16 protein-coding genes are annotated in these 19,269 nt (G+C 71.2%); 15 read left to right on the forward strand and 1 reads right to left on the reverse strand.

The window, feature by feature from the left end; genetic code table 11:
• From ACQP12_RS01845 to ACQP12_RS01910, 14 genes are all read left to right on the forward strand, one after another.
• Positions 1 to 678 carry a NuoB/complex I 20 kDa subunit family protein gene (locus tag ACQP12_RS01845; RefSeq protein ID WP_357940148.1) on the forward strand — a complete coding sequence of 226 codons (678 nt, stop codon included), beginning with the start codon at positions 1 to 3 and terminating at the stop codon, positions 676 to 678.
• Positions 675 to 1,412, forward strand: a complete 738-nt coding sequence (locus ACQP12_RS01850) for an NADH-quinone oxidoreductase subunit C (RefSeq protein WP_357940150.1) — start codon at positions 675 to 677, stop codon at positions 1,410 to 1,412. Before ACQP12_RS01845 ends, ACQP12_RS01850 begins: the two co-directional genes overlap by 4 nt.
• Positions 1,409 to 2,734 (forward strand): NADH-quinone oxidoreductase subunit D, encoded by a 1,326-nt coding sequence (locus tag ACQP12_RS01855; RefSeq protein WP_357940152.1) that lies wholly within the window; start codon positions 1,409 to 1,411, stop codon positions 2,732 to 2,734. Before ACQP12_RS01850 ends, ACQP12_RS01855 begins: the two co-directional genes overlap by 4 nt.
• Positions 2,731 to 3,828 (forward strand): NADH-quinone oxidoreductase subunit NuoE, encoded by a 1,098-nt coding sequence (gene nuoE / locus ACQP12_RS01860; protein ID WP_433284536.1) that lies wholly within the window; start codon positions 2,731 to 2,733, stop codon positions 3,826 to 3,828. The genes ACQP12_RS01855 and nuoE overlap by 4 nt, the downstream gene beginning before the upstream one ends.
• Entirely contained in the window at positions 3,825 to 5,141 is a 1,317-nt protein-coding gene (gene nuoF / locus ACQP12_RS01865; protein WP_433284538.1) for an NADH-quinone oxidoreductase subunit NuoF, read from the forward strand. Before nuoE ends, nuoF begins: the two co-directional genes overlap by 4 nt.
• Positions 5,141 to 7,621 (forward strand): NADH-quinone oxidoreductase subunit G, encoded by a 2,481-nt coding sequence (locus ACQP12_RS01870; protein ID WP_433284540.1) that lies wholly within the window; start codon positions 5,141 to 5,143, stop codon positions 7,619 to 7,621. The genes nuoF and ACQP12_RS01870 overlap by 1 nt, the downstream gene beginning before the upstream one ends.
• Positions 7,618 to 8,970, forward strand: a complete 1,353-nt coding sequence (gene nuoH, locus ACQP12_RS01875; RefSeq protein WP_357940160.1) for an NADH-quinone oxidoreductase subunit NuoH — start codon at positions 7,618 to 7,620, stop codon at positions 8,968 to 8,970. Before ACQP12_RS01870 ends, nuoH begins: the two co-directional genes overlap by 4 nt.
• Before the next feature lies 1 nt (position 8,971).
• A complete protein-coding gene (gene nuoI, locus ACQP12_RS01880; RefSeq protein WP_091261226.1) occupies positions 8,972 to 9,613 on the forward strand; it encodes an NADH-quinone oxidoreductase subunit NuoI in 642 nt (213 codons plus the stop codon).
• The gene (locus ACQP12_RS01885; protein ID WP_357940162.1) at positions 9,610 to 10,380 is read left to right on the forward strand and encodes an NADH-quinone oxidoreductase subunit J; all 771 of its coding nucleotides are present in this window, start codon (positions 9,610 to 9,612) and stop codon (positions 10,378 to 10,380) included. Before nuoI ends, ACQP12_RS01885 begins: the two co-directional genes overlap by 4 nt.
• Positions 10,377 to 10,676, forward strand: a complete 300-nt coding sequence (nuoK, locus tag ACQP12_RS01890; protein WP_073834091.1) for an NADH-quinone oxidoreductase subunit NuoK — start codon at positions 10,377 to 10,379, stop codon at positions 10,674 to 10,676. The genes ACQP12_RS01885 and nuoK overlap by 4 nt, the downstream gene beginning before the upstream one ends.
• A 10-nt stretch (positions 10,677 to 10,686) precedes the next feature.
• Positions 10,687 to 12,645 (forward strand): NADH-quinone oxidoreductase subunit L, encoded by a 1,959-nt coding sequence (gene nuoL / locus ACQP12_RS01895; RefSeq protein ID WP_433284543.1) that lies wholly within the window; start codon positions 10,687 to 10,689, stop codon positions 12,643 to 12,645.
• Positions 12,646 to 12,709: 64 nt separating this feature from the next.
• Positions 12,710 to 14,242, forward strand: a complete 1,533-nt coding sequence (locus ACQP12_RS01900; protein ID WP_357940166.1) for an NADH-quinone oxidoreductase subunit M — start codon at positions 12,710 to 12,712, stop codon at positions 14,240 to 14,242.
• Positions 14,239 to 15,792: an NADH-quinone oxidoreductase subunit NuoN gene (gene nuoN / locus ACQP12_RS01905; protein ID WP_433284546.1), complete on the forward strand. Its 1,554-nt coding sequence runs from the start codon at positions 14,239 to 14,241 to the stop codon at positions 15,790 to 15,792. The genes ACQP12_RS01900 and nuoN overlap by 4 nt, the downstream gene beginning before the upstream one ends.
• Positions 15,793 to 15,880: 88 nt before the next feature.
• A complete protein-coding gene (locus tag ACQP12_RS01910) occupies positions 15,881 to 16,963 on the forward strand; it encodes a polyprenyl synthetase family protein (protein ID WP_433284548.1) in 1,083 nt (360 codons plus the stop codon).
• 99 nt (positions 16,964 to 17,062) lie between these two features.
• Here ACQP12_RS01910 and ACQP12_RS01915 read toward each other — a convergent pair whose 3' ends face one another.
• Positions 17,063 to 18,253 (reverse strand): MFS transporter, encoded by a 1,191-nt coding sequence (locus ACQP12_RS01915; RefSeq protein WP_433284551.1) that lies wholly within the window; start codon positions 18,251 to 18,253, stop codon positions 17,063 to 17,065.
• Between the two features lie 154 nt (positions 18,254 to 18,407).
• On the opposite strand from ACQP12_RS01915, the gene ACQP12_RS01920 reads away from it, so the two are divergent.
• Positions 18,408 to 19,190 carry an IclR family transcriptional regulator gene (locus tag ACQP12_RS01920; RefSeq protein ID WP_357940174.1) on the forward strand — a complete coding sequence of 261 codons (783 nt, stop codon included), beginning with the start codon at positions 18,408 to 18,410 and terminating at the stop codon, positions 19,188 to 19,190.
• Positions 19,191 to 19,269 lie beyond the last annotated feature (79 nt).

A 19,269-nucleotide genomic window follows, 5' to 3' on the forward strand; every position in this document is an offset into this window, starting at 1 on the left:
ATGGGCATCGAGGAGAAGCTCCCGGCCGGCGTCCTGCTCACCTCCGTGGAGAAGCTGGTCAACTGGTCGCGGAAGTCGTCCGTCTGGGGCGCCACCTTCGGCCTGGCCTGCTGTGCCATCGAGATGATGGCCGCCGGTGGTCCGCACTACGACATGGGCCGCTGGGGCATGGAGGTCTTCCGGGCCTCGCCGCGGCAGGCGGACCTCATGATCGTGGCCGGCCGCGTGAGCCAGAAGATGGCCCCGGTGCTGCGCCAGATCTACGACCAGATGGCCGAGCCCCGCTGGGTCATCTCGATGGGTGTCTGCGCCAGCAGCGGCGGCATGTTCAACAACTACGCCATCGTGCAGGGCGTCGACCACATCGTGCCGGTCGACATGTACCTCCCGGGCTGCCCGCCCCGGCCCGAGATGCTCATCGACGCGGTGCTCAAGCTCCGCGAGAAGATCATGTACGAGCCGCTGGGCGCGAACGGCCGCAAGATGCTGGAGGCCCGCAAGGAGCGCGGTGACATGCCCGTCGTGCCCTACGGCTCGATGCCGTCGTCGTACCGCAACGACAAGGCCCGGCGCGCCGAGTGGACCCAGGCGGTCCGCGAGGGGCGCGAGGAGCAGCTGCGGATCGAGAACTGGATGAAGGCGCAGAACCACCTCCAGCCGCAGGGGGGCCCGAAGTGACCGCACCGAACGACAAGAACAACGACGGCGGGGTCCCGGTGCCGACCACCCCCGTCGGGGCCAGCAGCACCGCCCCGGCGGAGTACCCGCCGGCCAGCCCGGCCGGGCGCGGCATGTTCGGCAACCAGGGCACCGGCGACGTCTCCGGCTTCGGCGGCCTGGTCCGCCAGCGCAAGCCCATCGAGGAGGCCGCCCGGCCGTACGGGGGCTACTTCGACGAGGTGCGCGACGCGCTGGAGGAGGCGTACCCCGAGTTCGGCGACGCGATCGAGAAGGTCGTGGTCGACCGGGGCGAGCTGACCCTGCACGTCCGCCCGGAGCGGATCGCCGAGGTCTGCCAGGTGATGCGCGACGACCTGGCGCTCCGCTTCGAGCTCTGCTCCTCGGTGTCCGGTGTGGACTACCTGGGCACGGACGGGCGCCGGCTGCACGTGGTCTACCAGCTCACCTCGATGACCTACCGGCGGCGGGTCCGGCTGGAGGCCGCGGTCTCCGTCGAGGACCCGCACCTGCCGAGCGTCACCGCCGTCTACCCGACCGCCGACTGGCAGGAGCGGGAGACGTACGACATGTTCGGCATCGTCTTCGACGGCCACCCCGCCCTGACCCGGATCCTCATGCCGGACGACTGGGAGGGGCACCCGCAGCGCAAGGACTACCCGCTGGGCGGCGTCCCGGTGGAGTACAAGGGCGCGGAGATCCCCCCGCCGGACCGGAGGAGGTCCTACCAGTGACGACGTCGAACTACGCGACCGAGCGCGAGACCACCGAGGGCAAGGTCTTCACCGTCACCGGTGGGGACTGGGACCAGGTCGTCTCCGGCACCGACCCGATCAACGACGAGCGGATCGTCGTCAACATGGGTCCGCAGCACCCGTCCACGCACGGCGTGCTCCGGCTGATCCTGGAGCTGGAGGGCGAGACGGTCCGCGAGGCCCGCTCGGTCATCGGCTACCTGCACACCGGCATCGAGAAGAACCTCGAATACCGGAACTGGGTCCAGGGCTCGACCTTCGTGACGCGGATGGACTACCTCTCCCCGCTGTTCAACGAGACGGCGTACGCGCTCGCGGTGGAGAAGCTGCTCGGCATCACCGACGACATCACCGAGCGGGCCACCACCATCCGGGTGCTCATGATGGAGCTCAACCGGATCTCGTCGCACCTGGTCTGGCTGGCCACCACCGGCATGGAGCTGGGTGCGATCAACATGATGTTGTACGGCTTCCGCGAGCGGGAGTACATCCTCGACATCTTCGAGACCATCACCGGCCTGCGCATGAACCACGCGTACGTGCGGCCGGGCGGCGTGGCCCAGGACGTGCCGGACGAGGCGATCGTCAAGATCCGCGACTTCCTGAAGCTGATGCCGAAGAAGCTCAAGGAGTACGAGGACCTCCTCTCCGGGCAGCCGATCTGGATCGAGCGCACCAAGAACGTGGCCGTGCTCGACGTGACCGGCTGCCTCGCGCTCGGCGTCACCGGCCCGGTGCTCCGCTCCGCCGGTCTCGCCTGGGACCTGCGCAAGACCATGCCGTACTGCGGCTACGAGACGTACGAGTTCGACGTACCGACCCACACCGACGGTGACGTCTGGGGCCGCTACCTGGTCCGGCTCGCCGAGATCCGCGAGTCGCTGAAGCTCGTCGAGCAGGCCCTCGACCGGCTCAAGCCGGGGCCCGTGATGGTCGCCGACCGCAAGATCGCCTGGCCGGCGCAGCTGGCCATCGGCGTCGACGGCATGGGCAACTCGCTGGAGCACGTCGCCAAGATCATGGGTCAGTCGATGGAGTCGCTGATCCACCACTTCAAGCTCGTCACCGAGGGCTTCCGGGTCCCGCCCGGCCAGGTGTACGTCGGCATCGAGTCGCCCCGCGGTGAGCTGGGCGTGCACGCGGTGTCCGACGGCGGCACCCGGCCCTACCGGGTGCACTACCGGGAGCCGAGCTTCGTGAACCTCCAGGCCCTCCCGGCGATGGCCGAGGGCGGCCTGATCGCCGACGTGATCGCCGGTGGCGCCTCGCTGGACCCCGTGATGGGTGGTTGTGACCGATGACGACTTTCACTGAAGAGACCCGGGAGCGGGCGAGGGAGATCATCGCCCGGTACCCGGCGGACCGGTCCCGCTCGGCGCTGCTGCCGCTGCTGCACCTGGTCCAGTCCGAGGAGGGGTACGTCTCCCCGGCCGGGGTCGAGTTCTGCGCCGAGGTGCTCGGCCTGAACAAGGCCCAGGTCGGCGCGGTCGCCACCTTCTACACCATGTACAAGCGCAAGCCGACCGGTGACTACCTGGTCAGCGTCTGCACGAACACGATGTGCAACGTGCTCGGCGGCCAGGAGGTCTACGACACCCTCGCCGAGCACCTGGGCGTCGGGCACGACGAGACCACCGCCGACGGCCGGATCACGCTGGAGCACGCCGAGTGCCTGGCGGCCTGCGACTACGGCCCGGTCATGACGGTCAACTACGACTTCTTCGACAACGTCGACCCGCAGGGCGCGCTCGGCGTGGTGGAGGAGCTACGGGCCGGCGGTCGGCCCATGCCGACCCGGGGCGCCCGGCTGTGCACCCTCAAGGAGATGGCCGTCCAGCTCGCCGGTTTCGCCGACGAGCGGGACGGCGCGGTGGGCGACGGCGGGCCGGGCGAGGCGACCCTGCGCGGCCTGCGCCTGGCCGAGCAGCACGGGATCTCGGTGCCGGGCTTCGACCCGAACACCCCGATCCGCAGCAAGGCCGAGGCCGACAAGGCCGCCGCCGAGGCGAAGGCCCGGGCCGAGGCCGCGAAGCCGGCCCCGGCGGCCGAGCCGGCGAAGCCCGCGGCGGCGACCGGCAGCACCGCACCGGACGTGAAGGCGCCGGACGACAAGTCGCCGCAGGTGCGTACCGCCGAGACCCGGCAGCCCGACGCGCGCACCGCCGTGCCGGACGCCCCGGGCCTCAAGGTCCCGACGGACGGTACGCCGCCGGCGCCGCGCGACGCGCAGGCGGCGGAGTCCGCCGGTGCGGCCGCGAACCCGCCGGCCGGTGACGGCAAGCCCGCCGGCGACGAGGCCGGGGCGCAGCAGCGCAACCTCAAGGAAGCGGAGGCCGGGGCGGGCGCCAACGGCGCGGGCCCGGCGGTCGCGAGCGAAACGGGGGTCCAGAAGTGACCGCTCCTCGGCCGGAGACGCTGGCCAAGCTGACGCCGGTGCTCACCAAGCGCTGGCTGTCGCCGGACGCCTGGCGGATCGGCACCTACGAGAAGCTGGACGGTTACGCCGCCCTGCGCAAGGCGCTCAAGGCGCACCCGGACGACCTGATCCAGCTCATCAAGGACTCCGGGCTGCGCGGCCGCGGCGGCGCGGGCTTCCCGACCGGTCTCAAGTGGGGATTCATCCCGCAGGGCGACGGCAAGCCGCACTACCTCGTGGTGAACGCCGACGAGGGCGAGCCGGGCACCTGCAAGGACCTGCCGCTGATGACCCACGACCCGCACTCGCTGGTCGAGGGCGTCATCATCGCCTCGTACGCGATCCGCGCCAACCGGGCGTACATCTACATCCGGGGTGAGGCCGTGCACGCCGCCCGCCGGCTGCGCAACGCCGTGCAGGAGGCGTACGCCAAGGGCTACCTCGGCCGGAACATCCAGGGCAGCGGCTTCGACCTCGACCTGGTGGTGCACTCCGGCGCCGGGGCGTACATCTGCGGCGAGGAGACCGCGCTGCTGGACTCGCTGGAGGGTTTCCGGGGCCAGCCCCGGCTGCGCCCGCCGTTCCCGGCGACCCACGGCCTGTACGCCAGCCCGACCGTGGTGAACAACGTCGGCACCATCGCCAGCGTGCCGTACATCGTGCTGGGCGGCGCCGACTGGTGGAAGACCATGGGCACGGAGAAGTCGTCCGGTCCGATGATCTACTCGCTCTCCGGCCGGATCGCCAACCCGGGCCAGTTCGAGTGCTCGATGGGCATCACGCTGCGCGAGCTGATCGAGCTGGCCGGCGGCATGCAGCCCGGGCACAACCTGAAGTTCTGGACCCCGGGTGGCTCGTCGACGCCGCTGCTCACCGCCGAGCACCTGGACGTGCCGCTGGACTTCGAGGGGGTGGCGGCGGCCGGCTCGATCCTGGGCACCACGGCCACGCAGATCTTCTCCGACCAGGACTGCCCGGTGTACGCGACCTACCGGTGGCTGGAGTTCTACCACCACGAGTCATGCGGCAAGTGCACCCCGTGCCGCGAGGGCAACTACTGGATGGTCCGGGTCTACCGGCGGATCCTCGCCGGCCAGGGCACCCACGAGGACCTGGACACCCTGCTCGACACCTGCGACAACATCCTCGGCCGCTCGTTCTGCGGTCTGGGTGACGGTGCGACCAGTTCGGTGACCTCGTCGCTGAAGTACTTCAAGCAGGACTACCTCGACTACATCGAGGGACGTACCGCGCCGAAGCTCTCCGAGAAGCAGCTGGTGGGAGCCCACTGATGACCGACGTAGCCAAGCAGACCGAGACCGTCACCCTGACCATCGACGGCGTCCAGGTCACCGCGCCCAAGGGGGCGCTGCTGATCCGGGTCGCCGAGCAGTTGGGCACCGAGATCCCGCGGTTCTGCGACCACCCGCTGCTGGCCCCGGCCGGCGCCTGCCGGCAGTGCCTGGTGGAGGTGGAGGGCCAGCGCAAGCCGGTCGCCTCCTGCACCCAGACCGTGGCCGACGGCATGGTGGTCCGGACCCAGCTCACCTCGCCGGTCGCCAAGAAGGCCCAGGAGGGGGTGATGGAGCTGCTGCTCCTCAACCACCCCCTGGACTGCCCGATGTGCGACAAGGGCGGCGAGTGCCCGCTGCAGAACCAGGCCATGTCCACCGGCCGCACGGACTCCCGGTTCCACGAGCACAAGCGGGAGTACCCGAAGCCGCTGCCGATCAGCACCCAGGTGCTGCTCGACCGCGAGCGCTGCGTGCTGTGCCAGCGCTGCACCCGGTTCTCCGAGGAGATCGCCGGCGACAAGTTCATCGACCTGATGGGCCGGTCGTCCGCCGAGGAGATCAACATCTACCGGGACGACGCCTACGGCGAGGAGGGCGACGAAGGCGACGTCCCCTTCAACTCCTACTTCTCCGGCAACACCGTGCAGATCTGCCCGGTGGGTGCGCTGACCGGAGCGCAGTACCGGTTCCGGGCCCGCCCGTTCGACCTGGTCTCCACGCCCAGCGCCTGCGAGCACTGCGCGGCCGGCTGCGCCCAGCGCACCGACTGGCGGCGCGGCAAGGTGCAGCGCCGGCTGGCCGGCGACGACCCGGCCGTGAACGAGGAGTGGAACTGCGACAAGGGCCGCTGGGGCTTCCAGTACGCCCGCGCGTTCGACCGGCTCACCACCCCGCTGGTGCGGGACGGGAAGACCGGGGAGCTGCGTGAGGCGTCCTGGAGCGAGGCGCTGACCCGCGCCGCCGAGGGGCTGCGCGCCGCCCGGGACGGCGGGCAGGGCACGGCGGTGCTGACCGGCGGCCGGCTCACCGTGGAGGACGCCTACGCGTACGCGAAGTTCGCCCGTGTCGCGCTGCACACCAACGACATCGACTTCCGGGCCCGCCCGGTCTCCCGCGAGGAGGCCGACTTCCTGGCCAGTAGCGTCGCCGGGGTCACCGACGTGACCTACGCGGACGTGGAGAACGCGCCCGCCGTGGTGCTGGTCGGCCTGGAGCCGGAGGAGGAGTGCCCCATCCTCTTCCTGCGGCTGCGCAAGGCGTACCTGAAGAAGAAGCTGACCGTGTACGCGCTCGCGCCGTTCGCGACCCGCGGCCTGGAGAAGCTCGGGGCCAAGCTGGCCCGGGTGGTGCCGGGCGAGGAGGCCAGCGTGCTGGCCGAGCACGCCACGGTGGCCGAGGCCCTGAGCCAGCCGGGCGCCGTCCTGATCGTCGGCGAGCGGCTGGGCGCGGTGCCCGGCGGCCTCTCCGCCGCGGCGGACGTGGCCCGGCGCACCGGGGCCAAGCTGGCCTGGGTGCCGCGGCGCGCGGGTGACCGCGGCGCGGTCGACGCGGGCTGCCTGCCCAACCTGCTCCCCGGTGGCCGCGTGGTCACCGAGCCGGCCGCCCGCGCCGAGCTGGGCGAGGCGTGGGACATCCCGGCCGGGGTGATCCCGAGCCAGGCCGGCCGCGACACCGACGGCATCCTCACGGCCACGGCCAACGGTCAGGTCGGCGCCCTCGTGGTGGCCGGCGTCGACCCGGCCGACCTGGCCGACCCGCGCCTGGCCGAGCAGGCCCTGGACGCGGTGCCGTTCCTGGTCAGCCTGGAGTTGCGGATGAGCGCCGTGTCCCGCCGGGCCGACGTGGTCCTTCCGGTCGCCCCGGTGGTCGAGAAGGCCGGCAGCTTCCTGGACTGGGAGGGCCGGCTGCGCACCTTCGAGCGGGTGCTGGACACCGGCGCGATGACCGACGGCCGGGTGCTCGACGCGATCGCCGCGCAGCTGGACGTGCGGCTCGGCACCGGCGACGTGCAGAGCGTCCGCCGGGAGCTGGGCGGGCTGCCGCCGACCCGGGTGGACCGGCCGTCCGCCCCGTCGGTCGAGCCGACCGCCGTGCCGCAGCCCGGTGCCGGCGAGGCCGTCCTGGCGACCTGGCACCAGCTCCTCGACCTGGGCAGCCTCACCGACGGCGACGAGCACCTCGCCGGCACCGCCCGCCCGCCGGTGGTCCGGCTGGGCAAGGGCACCGCCGAGGCGCTCGGTGTCGCGGACGGCGACCCGGTGACCGTCGGCACGGACCGCGGCGCGGTCACCCTGCCGACCGCGATCACCGAGATGCCGGACGGCGTCGTCTGGCTGCCGACCAACTCACCCGGCTCGACGGTCCGGCGCAGCCTCGGCGCGACGTCCGGCGAGGTCGTGAAGGTCTCCGCCGCGGCGGTCGCCGCCGACGTGGCCGGCCGTCCGGGTCCGCTCCTCAACACCGGGAGTGTCCAGTGAACCTCTACCTCGCGGCGCAGGATCCGACGCTGGCGGACTTCGGCAAGGACCCGTGGTGGCTGGTCCTCATCAAGATCGTCTTTGCGTTCGTCTTCGGCCTGCTGGCCACCCTGCTCGGCGTCTGGTTCGAGCGCCGCGTGGTCGGCCGCATGGCCGTCCGGCCCGGCCCGAACCAGGTCGGACCGTTCGGCCTGCTGCAGACCCTCGCGGACGGCCTGAAGATGGCGTTCAAGGAGGACATCCTGCCGCGCGCCGCCGACAAGGTGGTCTTCTTCTTCGCGCCGACCGTCTCGGTGATCTGCGCGGTCACCGCGTTGTCGGTGGTGCCGTTCGGCCCGAAGGTGAGCATCTTCGGCCACTGGACGCCGCTGCAGGTCACCGACGTGTCGGTGGCGGTGCTGGTGATCCTGGCCTGCTCCTCGATGGGCATCTACGGCATCGTGCTCGGCGGTTGGGCCTCCGGCTCGACGTACCCGCTGCTCGGCGGTCTGCGGTCCAGCGCCCAGATGATCTCGTACGAGGTCGCCATGGGCCTGAGCATCGTGGCGGTGTTCATGACCGCCGGCACGATGTCGACCAGCGGGATCGTCGCCGCGCAGGGGGACGCCACCCAGCTCACCATCGCCGGCCAGCAGATCCCGGCCCCGGGCTGGTACGCGATCCTGCTGCTGCCCAGCTTCGTCATCTTCTTCATCGCCATGGTCGGTGAGACCAACCGGGCGCCGTTCGACCTGCCCGAGGCGGAGTCGGAGCTGGTCGCGGGCTTCATGACCGAGTACAGCTCGCTGAAGTTCGCGCTCTTCATGCTCTCCGAGTACGTCTCGATGGTGACCATGTCCGCGGTCACCACCACGCTGTTCCTCGGCGGTTGGCGGGCCCCCTGGCCGATCACGCTCTGGGCGGGCGCCAACTCGGGTTGGTGGCCGATGCTCTGGTTCTTCGGCAAGGTCATCGCCCTGGTCTTCGTCTTCGTCTGGCTGCGGGGCACCCTGCCCCGGCTCCGCTACGACCAGTTCATGCGCTTCGGCTGGAAGGTCCTGCTGCCGATCAACCTGGTCTGGATCCTGGTGCTGAGCGGCCTCCGCTCGATCGAGGACTGGCAGACCACGGACCGGCTGGTCGCCACCGGCATCGGCGCGGGCGTGCTCCTGCTGGCCACGCTCTTCTGGCCGAGCCGGAAGAAGGCGCCGAAGCCGCCACTGCAGGAGCAGGTGAACAGCCGTCCACACGGCAGCTTCCCGCTGCCGCCGATGGATCTTCAGGTTCCGCCGAGCCCGCGTACCAAGCGCGTGGTCGCCGAGCGGGAGCCGGCCAACGTCGTCGCCGGCTCGGAGTCAGGGGAGGTGTGACGTGGGCGCGATCACCGGAACGTTCAAGGGCTTCGGGGTCACCTTCTCGCACATGTTCAAGAAGGTCGTCACCACCGACTACCCGTTCAAGCCGCCGGTCTCGGCGCCGCGCTACCACGGGCGGCACATCCTCAACCGGCACCCGGACGGGCTGGAGAAGTGCATCGGCTGCGAGCTGTGCGCGTGGGCCTGCCCGGCGGACGCGATCTACGTTGAGGGTGGCGACAACACCGAGGAGCAGCGCTTCTCCCCGGGTGAGCGGTACGCCAGCGTCTACCAGATCAACTACGCCCGGTGCATCTTCTGCGGGCTCTGCATCGAGGCCTGCCCGACCCGCTCGCTCACCATGAGCAACGAGTACGAGCTGGCCCGGGACAACCGGCAGGATCTGATCTTCACGAAGGAGCAGCTGCTCGCGCCGCTGCTGCCGGGCATGGAGCAGCCGCCGCACCCGATGCGGCTGGGCGACAGTGAGAAGGACTACTACGTCGGCGGGCTGACCAACCCGGGCACCTCGGCCGGGGCCGAGCACTCGCCGATGGGCCCGGGCCGGTACCAGGTGGAGGAGCACCCCGGTGTGACCTTCCCCGGCGCCGAGCAGGCCGCGCAGCGGGCCGAGGCGGGCAAGGGAGCAGGGGCATGACCACGCAGACGGTGCTCGCCGCGGCGGGCCAGGTGTCCGGGGGTGAGCAGGTCACCTTCTGGATCCTCGCCCCGCTGGCCCTGATCGGGGCCATCGGCATGGTCTGGGCGCGCAACGCCGTGCACTCGGCGCTCTGGCTGGTGCTGACCATGCTCTGCCTGGGCGTGTTCTACGTTCTGCAGGCCGGGCCGTTCATCGGCATGGTGCAGATCATCGTCTACACCGGCGCGATCATGATGCTGTTCCTGTTCGTGCTGATGCTGGTGGGCCGGGACGCCTCCGACTCGCTCATCGAGACGCTGCGCGGCCAGCGGGTCGCCGCGGTCGTGCTCGGGCTCGGCTTCGCCGGCCTGGTCGGCTCCGGGCTCTACCGGGCGCTGGAGGGCGTGCAGGCCGTCGGCCTGGACCGGGCGAACGCCGAGGGCAACGTGCAGGGCATCGCCCGGCTGCTCTTCACCAAGTACGTCTTCGCCTTCGAGTTGACCTCCGCGCTGCTCATCACGGCCGCGGTGGGCGCGATGGTGCTGGCGCACGTGGAGCGGCGCAAGGAGGACCGGATGGACCAGGTCGCCACCATGAAGGCGCGGTTCCGCCCCGGCAACTACCCCGGCCCGAAGCCCGGCCCGGGTGTCTTCGCCACGTCGTCCTCGGTGGCCACCCCGGCCCGCCTGCCCGACGGCCGGCTGACCGACCGCAGCATCCCGGAGATCATGCCGGTGCGGGAGCTCACCGCCGAGGAGACCTCGTTGAAGGGGACGGAGAAGTGACCCCGGACTACTACCTGATTCTCGCGGCGGTGCTGTTCACCATCGGCGCCGTCGGCGTGCTGATCCGGCGCAACGCGATCGTGCTGTTCATGTGCGTCGAGCTGATGCTCAACGCGGCCAACCTGACGCTGGTCACGTTCAGCCGCATCAACGGCGACCTGAACGGCCAGATCATGGCGTTCTTCGTGATGGTGGTGGCCGCGGCCGAGGTCGTGGTCGGGCTCGCCATCATCATGTCGATCTTCCGGACCCGGCGCTCGGCGAGCGTCGACGACGCCAACCTGCTGAAGTACTGAGGGGCTCGTGGTGGAAGAGATTCTGACGTACGCCCAGGCCGAACCGGCCGGAACCGTCGCCTTCGCGACGGCAGATGGGCTTCTAAGCAGTGTCTGGCTGCTGGTGGCCATCCCGCTGGTGAGCGCGGCGATCCTGCTGCTGCTCGGCAAGCGGGCGGACCGCTGGGGTCACTGGCTGGGCGTGGCGGCCATCGGCGCCGCGTTCGTGCTCGGCCTGACCTACTTCTTCCAGCTCCGTGGCCTGGAGAACAAGCAGGTCGAGCAGAGCCTCTGGCAGTTCATCACGGTCGGCGACCTCAAGGTGGACTTCGGTCTGCTCTTCGACCCGCTGGCCGCGGTCTTCGTGCTGCTGATCACCGGGGTGGGTTTCCTCATCCACCTCTACGCGGTCGAGTACATGGCGCACGACGAGGGCCGGCGAAGGTTCTTCGGGTACTTCAACCTGTTCGTCGCCGCGATGCTGCTGCTGGTGCTCGGCAACAACTACGTGATGCTCTACTTCGGCTGGGAGGGCGTCGGTCTGGCGTCGTACCTGTTGATCTCCTTCTGGTACGGCCGGCCGAGCGCGGCCACCGCCGGCAAGAAGGCGTTCCTCATGAACCGGGTCGGCGACGCCGGCCTGGCCATCGGCATCTTCGTCATGTTCGCCATGCTCGGCACCACCCAGTACGACGAGGTCTTCAACGGCGTCGGCGCGCTGAGCGGCACCACCGTGCTGGTGCTCGGCCTGCTGCTCCTGCTCGGCGCGACGGGCAAGTCCGGCCAGTTCCCGCTCCAGGCGTGGCTGCCGGACGCCATGGAGGGCCCGACCCCGGTCTCCGCGCTCATCCACGCGGCGACCATGGTCACCGCGGGCGTCTACCTGATCGCCCGCTCCAACCCGATCTTCTCGGCCGACCACACCCTCCAGCTCGTGGTGGTCAGCGTCGGCGCGGTCACCCTGCTGATGGGCTGCATCATCGGCGCGGCCAAGGACGACATCAAGCGGGTCCTGGCCTGGTCCACGGTGAGCCAGATCGGCTACATGTTCCTCGGCGTCGGCCTGGGCGGCGCGGCGTACGCGCTGGCCATCGTGCACCTGCTGGCGCACGGCTTCTTCAAGGCCAACATGTTCCTCGGCGCCGGCTCCGTCATGCACGGCATGAACGACCAGGTGGACATCCGCCGCTTCGGCAACCTGTCGAAGTACATGAAGGTCACCTGGCTGACCTTCATGATGGGCTGGCTGGCCATCATCGGCATGTTCCCGTTCTCCGGCTTCTTCTCCAAGGAGCCGATCATCGTGGCCGCGTTCGAGCGGGAGGGCTGGACGGCCTGGCTCTTCGGCCTGGCCGCGCTGCTCGGCGCCGGGCTCACCGCGTTCTACATGACCCGGCTGTTCGTGCTCACCTTCCACGGCCCGAAGCGGTGGACCGAGGACATCGAGCACCCGCACGAGTCGCCGAAGCTGATGACCATCCCGCTGATCCTGCTGGCGATCGGCTCGGTCGGGGCGGGCTTCCTGCTCGCCACGTCGGTGCCGGACTGGCTGGAGGCGACCGCGGGCCTGGGCGGCCAGGAGGAGGGCCACGCGGCCGTCCTCGCGCACTGGCTGATCACCACGCTCTCCCTGCTGGTGACCGTGCTCGGCGCCGGGCTGGCCTGGTTCCTGTTCCGCAACGGCACGGCCACCGAGCCGCAGCCGGCCGGCGTGCTGGTCACCGCCGCCCGCAAGAACCTCTACACGGACACCGTCAACGAGGCGGTCTTCGAGAAGCCGGGCATCTTCCTCACCCGGGCGCTGGTCTTCCTCGACAACCGGGGCATCGACGGGCTGGTCAACGGCCTCGCCGCCGCGGTGGGCGGTGGCTCGGGCCGGCTCCGGCGGCTGCAGACCGGTTTCGTGCGGTCGTACGCGACCTCGATCCTGACCGGCGCGCTGCTCGTGGTGGCGGCCTTCCTGGCGGTGCAGGCGGGGTGGCTGGCGTGATCGACCTCAACGCGGCCGCCCCCGCCGGCGGGCCACGCAGTCACGACGGAGGTAAGGCCGAATAATGTCCAACTTCCCGTTCCTCTCGGTGCTGACCGTGGCACCGCTGGTCGGCGCCCTGATCGTGGCCCTGCTGCCGCGGCGCAACCCGGACCTGGCCAAGCTGGTGGCGTTCGGCTGGTCGCTGCTGGTGCTGGTGCTGTCGGTGGTCATGTGGATCGCCTTCCAGGCCGACGGTGACCGGTTCCAGTTCCGCGAGTCGTACGCGTGGATCCCGAACTGGGGCGTCAACTTCACCTTCGAGGTGGACGGCATCGCGCTGGTCATGCTGATGCTCATCGCGATCCTGGTGCCGCTGGTGATCCTGGCGTCGTGGCACGACGCTGAGTCGTCCCGGCGCTCGGTGCCGGTCTACTTCGCGCTGCTGCTCGTCCTCGAGTGCACGATGATCGGCGTCTTCGCCGCCGCCGACGTCTTCCTGTTCTACGTGTTCTTCGAGGTCATGCTGGTGCCGATGTACTTCCTCATCGGCAGCTACGGCGGCCACCAGCGGCAGTACGCGGCGGTCAAGTTCTTCCTCTACTCCCTGGTCGGCGGCCTGTTCATGCTGGCCGCGGTGATCGGCCTCTGGGTGGTCGGCGGGAAGACCTTCGACTGGCAGGCGCTCAGCCAGGCCGAGTTCGCCACCGACACGGCCCGCTGGCTGTTCCTCGGCTTCTTCATCGCGTTCGCGATCAAGGCGCCGTTCTTCCCGTTCCACACCTGGCTGCCGGACGCCGGTGGCGCGGCCCCGGCCGGCGCGGCCGCACTGCTCGTCGGCGTGCTGGACAAGGTCGGCACCTTCGGGATCCTGCGGTACTGCCTGCCGCTCTTCCCCGAGGCGTCGAGGTGGTTCGCCCCGTGGGCGCTGGCGCTCGGCGTCATCGGCATCATCTACGCCGCGCTGCTGGCCGTCGGGCAGAACGACCTCAAGCGGCTGGTGTCGTACACCTCGATCGCGCACTTCGGGTTCATCGGGGTCGGCATCTTCGCCTTCACCACCCAGGCCGGCACCGGCGCGGTGCTCTACATGCTCAACCACGGCCTGGCCACCGGCCTGCTCTTCCTCGTGGTCGGCATGCTGATCGCCCGCCGGGGCTCGGCGCTGATCAGCGACTTCGGCGGCGCGGGCAAGCTCGTCCCGGTGCTCGCCGGGGTGTTCTTCTTCGCCGGTCTCGCCTCGCTGGCGCTGCCCGGCACGGCGCCGTTCGTCTCCGAGTTCCTGGTGCTGATCGGCACGTTCACCACGAACAAGCCGGTCGCGGTGATCGCCACGCTCGGCATCATCCTGGCCGCGGCCTACGTGCTGTGGATGATCCAGCGCACCACCCAGGGCACCCTCAACCCGGCCCTCACCGAGGTCGACGGCATGCGCCGGGACCTCAGCCTGCGCGAGAAGGTCGTGGTCGCCCCGCTGATCGCGCTGATCGTGCTGCTCGGCTTCTATCCCAAGCCGGTCACCGATGTCATCAACCCGGCCGTCCAGGCGACCATGCAGGACGTCGGCAAGACCGATCCCGCCCCTGAGATCGGCAGCGTCCAGGAGGCTGCGAAGTGAGTGAACTGAAGCTGCCGTCGATCGACTACGCGGCGCTCGCGCCCATCCTCATCATGCTGGGCGCCGCCCTGGTCGGCGTCCTGGTCGAGGCGTTCGTGCCGCGCCGCCTGCGCAACGCGGTGCAGCTCACGCTCGCCCTGCTGGCGGTGCTCGCCGCCCTGACCATGGTGATCCTGAATGCCGACGACCGGCTGATCACCGCCGGCCAGGCCATCGCCGTGGACGGGCCGACGCTCTTCCTCCAGGGCGCCATCCTGATCCTGGCCGCCATGGCGCTGCTGCTCGTCGGCGAGCGCACGGTGGAGCGCGGCGGGGCCTTCGTGGCCCAGGCCGCGGTCACCGCCGAGTCCGAGGACGACCGGCGGCAGGCCGACGGGATGGGTGGCGCCACCGAGGTGTACCCGCTGGTCACCTTCGCGATCGGCGGCATGCTGATCTTCGTGGCGGCGAACGACCTGCTGACCATGTTCATCGCGCTCGAGGTCTTCTCGCTGCCGCTCTACCTGCTCTGCGCGCTGGCCCGCCGCCGGCGGCTGCTCAGCCAGGAGGCCGCGCTGAAGTACTTCATGCTCGGCGCGTACGCCTCGGCGTTCTTCCTCTTCGGTGTGGCCCTGATCTACGGCTTCACCGTCGGGATCCCGAACCGCGGTGCCGGCGTCGACTTCGCCACCGTGCACGCCGCGGTGGGCGAGTCCTCGTCCAGCCCGGTGCTGCTCTTCGCCGGCATGGCGCTGCTCGCCATCGGCCTGCTCTTCAAGGCCGCGGCCGCCCCCTTCCACGTCTGGACGCCGGACGTCTACCAGGGCGCCCCGACCCCGGTGACCGGCTTCATGGCCGCCTGCACCAAGGTCGCCGCGTTCGGTGCCCTGCTGCGGGTCTTCCACGTCGCCTTCGCCGGCGCCGCCTGGGACTTCACCCCGGTGCTCGGCGCGGTGGCCGTGCTGACCATGCTGATCGGCGCGGTGCTGGCGGTCACCCAGACGGACATCAAGCGGCTGCTGGCGTACTCGTCGATCGCGAACGCCGGCTACCTGCTGGTGGGCGTGCTGGCGCCCAGCAAGGACGGGCTCTCCGGCACGATGTTCTACCTGGTCGCGTACGGCTTCTCGGTGCTCGCCGCGTTCGCCGTCGTGACCCTGGTCCGGGACGCCGACGGGGAGGCCACCCACCTGTCCCGCTGGGCCGGGCTGGGTCGCCGGTCCCCGTTCTTCGCGGCCATCTTCACGTTCATCCTGCTGGCCTTCGCCGGTATCCCGCTCACCAGCGGGTTCACCAGCAAGTTCGCCGTCTTCGCCCCGGCGCTGGACGCGAACCAGGCCTGGCTGGTGATCGCCGGCGTGCTGACCAGCATGGTGCTGGCCTTCCCGTACCTGCGGGTCGTGGTGATGATGTGGCTCTCCGAGCCGGGCGAGGCCACCCCGACGGTCACCGTGCCGGGCGCGCTCACCTCGGCCGCCCTGGTCATCGGCGTGCTCGCCACGCTGGTCCTGGGTGTCGCCCCGGCACCCCTGCTCGACCTGGCCAACGGTGCCGCCGAATTCGTGCGATGACCCAGGTTCACCCCCGGGGGCCGGTACGCCGTGGCGTACCGGCCCCCGGTCCGTATCCCCCTCGCTGGGCAGGTCGAACGGGTGTGGCATGGTTGATGGCGTGGTGATTCCGGCTGGCGAGCGTTCAGGTGCCACCGGGCCGGGCGGTCGTCCGGGCCCGGAGGGCACGGGTCAGTTCGGCGCGCTCGGGCTGCACCTCGCCGATCCGCGCGTCGAGGCTTCCGTGCTGGGCCTCCTGGATCGGGTCGAGGTCGACCTGCGGGCCAGCGTGGCCAGCGCCGACCCGCTCGTCACCGAGGCCAGCCGGCACCTGGTCGAGGCCGGTGGCAAGCGGTTCCGCCCGCTGCTCGTGGCGCTCGGCGCCCAGTTCGGCGATCCGGACGCCGCGCAGGTCGTCCCCGCCGCCGTGGTGATGGAGCTCACCCACCTGGCGACGCTCTACCACGACGACGTCATGGACGAGGCGGCCGTGCGCCGGGGCGCCCCGAGCGCCAACTCCCGCTGGACCAACTCGGTGGCCATCCTGGTCGGCGACTATCTCTTCGCCCGGGCCGCGGACATCGCGGCCGACCTGGGCCCGCAGGCCGTACGCCTGCAGGCGCGCACCTTCGCCCGGCTGGTGCACGGGCAGATCGCCGAGACGGTCGGCCCGCGCGGCACCGATCCGGTCGCGCACTACCTGCACGTCATCGCCGAGAAGACCGGCTCGCTGATCGCCACCTCGGCCCGCTTCGGCGGCATGTTCAGTGGGGCGTCCGCCGAGCACGTCGAGGCGCTGGCCGGCTACGGCGAGGTCATCGGGGTGGCCTTCCAGCTCTCCGACGACCTGCTGGACATCGCCAGCGAGTCGATGCAGTCGGGCAAGACGCCCGGCACCGACCTGCGCGAGGGCGTGCCGACCCTGCCGGTGCTCTACGCGCTCGCCTCCGACGACTCCGACGCGGCCAGCGTCCGGCTGCGGGAGATCCTGGCCACCGGGCCGCTGGTCGACGACGCGCTGCACGCCGAGGCCCTCGGCCTGCTCCGGGAGTCCCCGGCGCTCAAGCGCGCCCGCGAGACGGTCCGCAGCTACGCGGAGGACGCGCGCGCCCGCCTCGCGCCGCTCCCCGAGGGCCCGGCCCGCCGCGCCCTCGAATCCCTCTGCGACTACATCGCCGACCGCACCAGCTGACCCGCCGGCCTCCCGGCCGCGCGCCGCACCGTCCCTCCACGGCCTTGATCATGAAGTTATTGCCATCGGCCACGGCGTGTCGTGGCAATAACTTCATGATCAACGCGACGGGGACGGGGAGCGGGACAGGAGGCGGGCGCCCGCCAGCATGAACGCGGCGGCCAGGAGCATGGCGGCCGCCGCGGTGCCCCACATCGCCGGGTAGCCGGCCACGTCGGCGATCGTGCCGAGGCCGAGCGGCCCGAGGCAGCCGCCCGCGTACACCCCGGTCTGGGTGATCGAGGTGGCGGCGGCCGGTGCCTGCGGGTGGAGCCGGACCACCGCGAAGTTCATCAGCCCGGGCCAGGCCCAGCCGAGGCCGAAGCCGAGCACCACGCCGGCGACCAGCGGCACCGGGCCGGCCACCGCGAGCAGGACCAGCCCCACGGCGCCCACCACCAGCATCCCGGCGATGAGCGCGACGTGCCCGGTCTCCCGGCGGTCGGCCAGCCAGCCGGCGCCCACCCGGGCCGCCACGCAGACCGCGCTGCCCAGGGTGAGGGTGAGCCCGGCCAGCGCCGGGGACAGCCCCCGGCCGGCCGCCGAGTCGACCACGAAGGTGCCCAGGGCGTTCGCCGCGGCGGCCGCCAGGGTCGCCGCCACGCCGACCACCACGAGCGCCGTCGTGGCCCGGCCCGCCCGGCCGGCGGCGGGCCGGACCCGGTCCCGCTCGGCCGGGGGTACGGCCGGCAGCGCGGCGAGCGCCGCGACGGCGGCCACCACGAACGCCCAGCGCCAGCCGGCGGTCAGCGCGACGGTCGGCACCGCCGCGCCGGCCAGCAGGGTGGAGACCGGGATGGCGGCCTGCTTCACCCCGAAGGAGAGCCCCTGCCGGTGGGCGGGCACGTGGCGGGCCAGCGCGGCGTTGCTGGCCAGCTGGCCGAGGGCGTTGGCGGCGGCGCTGAGCGCGAGCAGCGCGACCAGCACCGGGTACGACCGGGCCAGCCCCGCCACGGCCAGCAGCGAGCCGGCGGAGAGCAGGATGCCGGCGCGGGCCACCACGTCCGGCCCGTACCGCTCGACAAGCGCTCCGGAGGGCACCGAGGCGAGCGCGCTGACGCCGAAGTAGACCGAGACGGCCAGGCCGAGCCTGGCGGGGGTGAGGTCGAGGTCGTCGCCCATCTGCACGGCGAGGCCGCCGACCAGGAAGACGGGCAGGACGCACGCGATCGTGGTGGCGATCGCTCCCGCGTTGACCCGGACGGTACGCCGGGGCGCGGGCGGAGCGGGGTGCAGCGCTGTTTCGGTCATGGTCCGGCAAACCTACGCCGGTCACGTTTCGGCAGCTGATCGTGTCTGTCGGTGCACTGTCTGTGCCCGGTGATCTGGCATCCTCGATCCGAACAGGCATTTCGCACTCGGCCTGTTTTTCATATGGTGTAAGTCCCCGGCGGCGGAGGTGGTTGTGCGTGACCCCTTGGCGGAACCTTCGGACCTGATCCGAAGTGTCTCCCGCGCGCTACGAGTGCTCGAGTCGGTCGGCCGTGCGCCGAAAGGGCTCACCGTCAAGCAGATCGCCCGCCGCTGCGAGCTGACCGTCGCCACCACCTACCACCTGGTGCGCACGCTGGCGTACGAGGGTTACGTGATCCGCCGGGAGGACGGCACGTACATCGTCGGGCTGGAGGTCGCCGACCGCTACCGCGAGCTGGTCACCGCGTTCCGCGGGCCGCCGCCGGTCGGGGAGGCGCTGCGGCGGGCCGCCGCGGACACCGGCTGGAGCCACTACCTGGGCCGGTTCGTCGGCGGGCAGGTGGCGGTCACTGCGGTGTCCGAGGGGCCGCGCTCGCCGTACCTGGAGGACCTGGTGCCGGGCTTCGACGAAGGGGCCCACGCCACGGCGCTCGGCAAGAGCCTCCTGGCCACCCTCACCGCCGAGCAGCGGTTCCGCTACCTGCGCGAATACGGCATGCGCCCGTTCACCGGCGCCACCCTCACCACCACGGAGGCGTTCGAGGCCGACCTGGCGGCCGGCGACCGGCGCGGCATGCAGTTGGAGCTGGGGCAGTTCCGGCAGGGGGTGGCGTGCGCCGCGGTGCTGGTCACCCCCGACAAGGACATCGAGCGCCGCGTCGTGTTGGCCTGCGCGCTGCCGGCCAGCGAGATGATGACCTCCGCCCGGGTGGTCCGGGCCAAGCTGCTCACCGTCGCCCGCGCGGTCGCCGACGGCATCGCCGCGGACGCCTGACCCGGCGCGCCGTGACCTGCGGCTGAACCGTTCGGCGTCACGGCACGTATCAAGTGGCGAACGCATCGCCGGTCTCCCC

It is taken from the genome of Micromonospora sp. CA-244673 (genome assembly GCF_050948395.1).
In the GTDB taxonomy this organism is placed as follows: domain Bacteria; phylum Actinomycetota; class Actinomycetes; order Mycobacteriales; family Micromonosporaceae; genus Micromonospora.

Excerpts from the sequence above, each read along its gene's own strand:
- nuoE (WP_433284536.1), top strand. The coding sequence starts at position 2,731 with ATGACGACTTTCACTGAAGAGACCCGGGAGCGGGCGAGGGAGATCATC.
- ACQP12_RS01885 (WP_357940162.1), top strand. The coding sequence starts at position 9,610 with ATGACCACGCAGACGGTGCTCGCCGCGGCGGGCCAGGTGTCCGGGGGT.
- ACQP12_RS01910 (WP_433284548.1), top strand. The coding sequence starts at position 15,881 with ATGGTTGATGGCGTGGTGATTCCGGCTGGCGAGCGTTCAGGTGCCACC.
- ACQP12_RS01870 (WP_433284540.1), top strand. The coding sequence starts at position 5,141 with ATGACCGACGTAGCCAAGCAGACCGAGACCGTCACCCTGACCATCGAC.
- ACQP12_RS01845 (WP_357940148.1), top strand. The coding sequence starts at position 1 with ATGGGCATCGAGGAGAAGCTCCCGGCCGGCGTCCTGCTCACCTCCGTG.
- ACQP12_RS01900 (WP_357940166.1), top strand. The coding sequence starts at position 12,710 with ATGTCCAACTTCCCGTTCCTCTCGGTGCTGACCGTGGCACCGCTGGTC.
- ACQP12_RS01915 (WP_433284551.1), bottom strand. The coding sequence starts at position 18,253 with ATGACCGAAACAGCGCTGCACCCCGCTCCGCCCGCGCCCCGGCGTACC.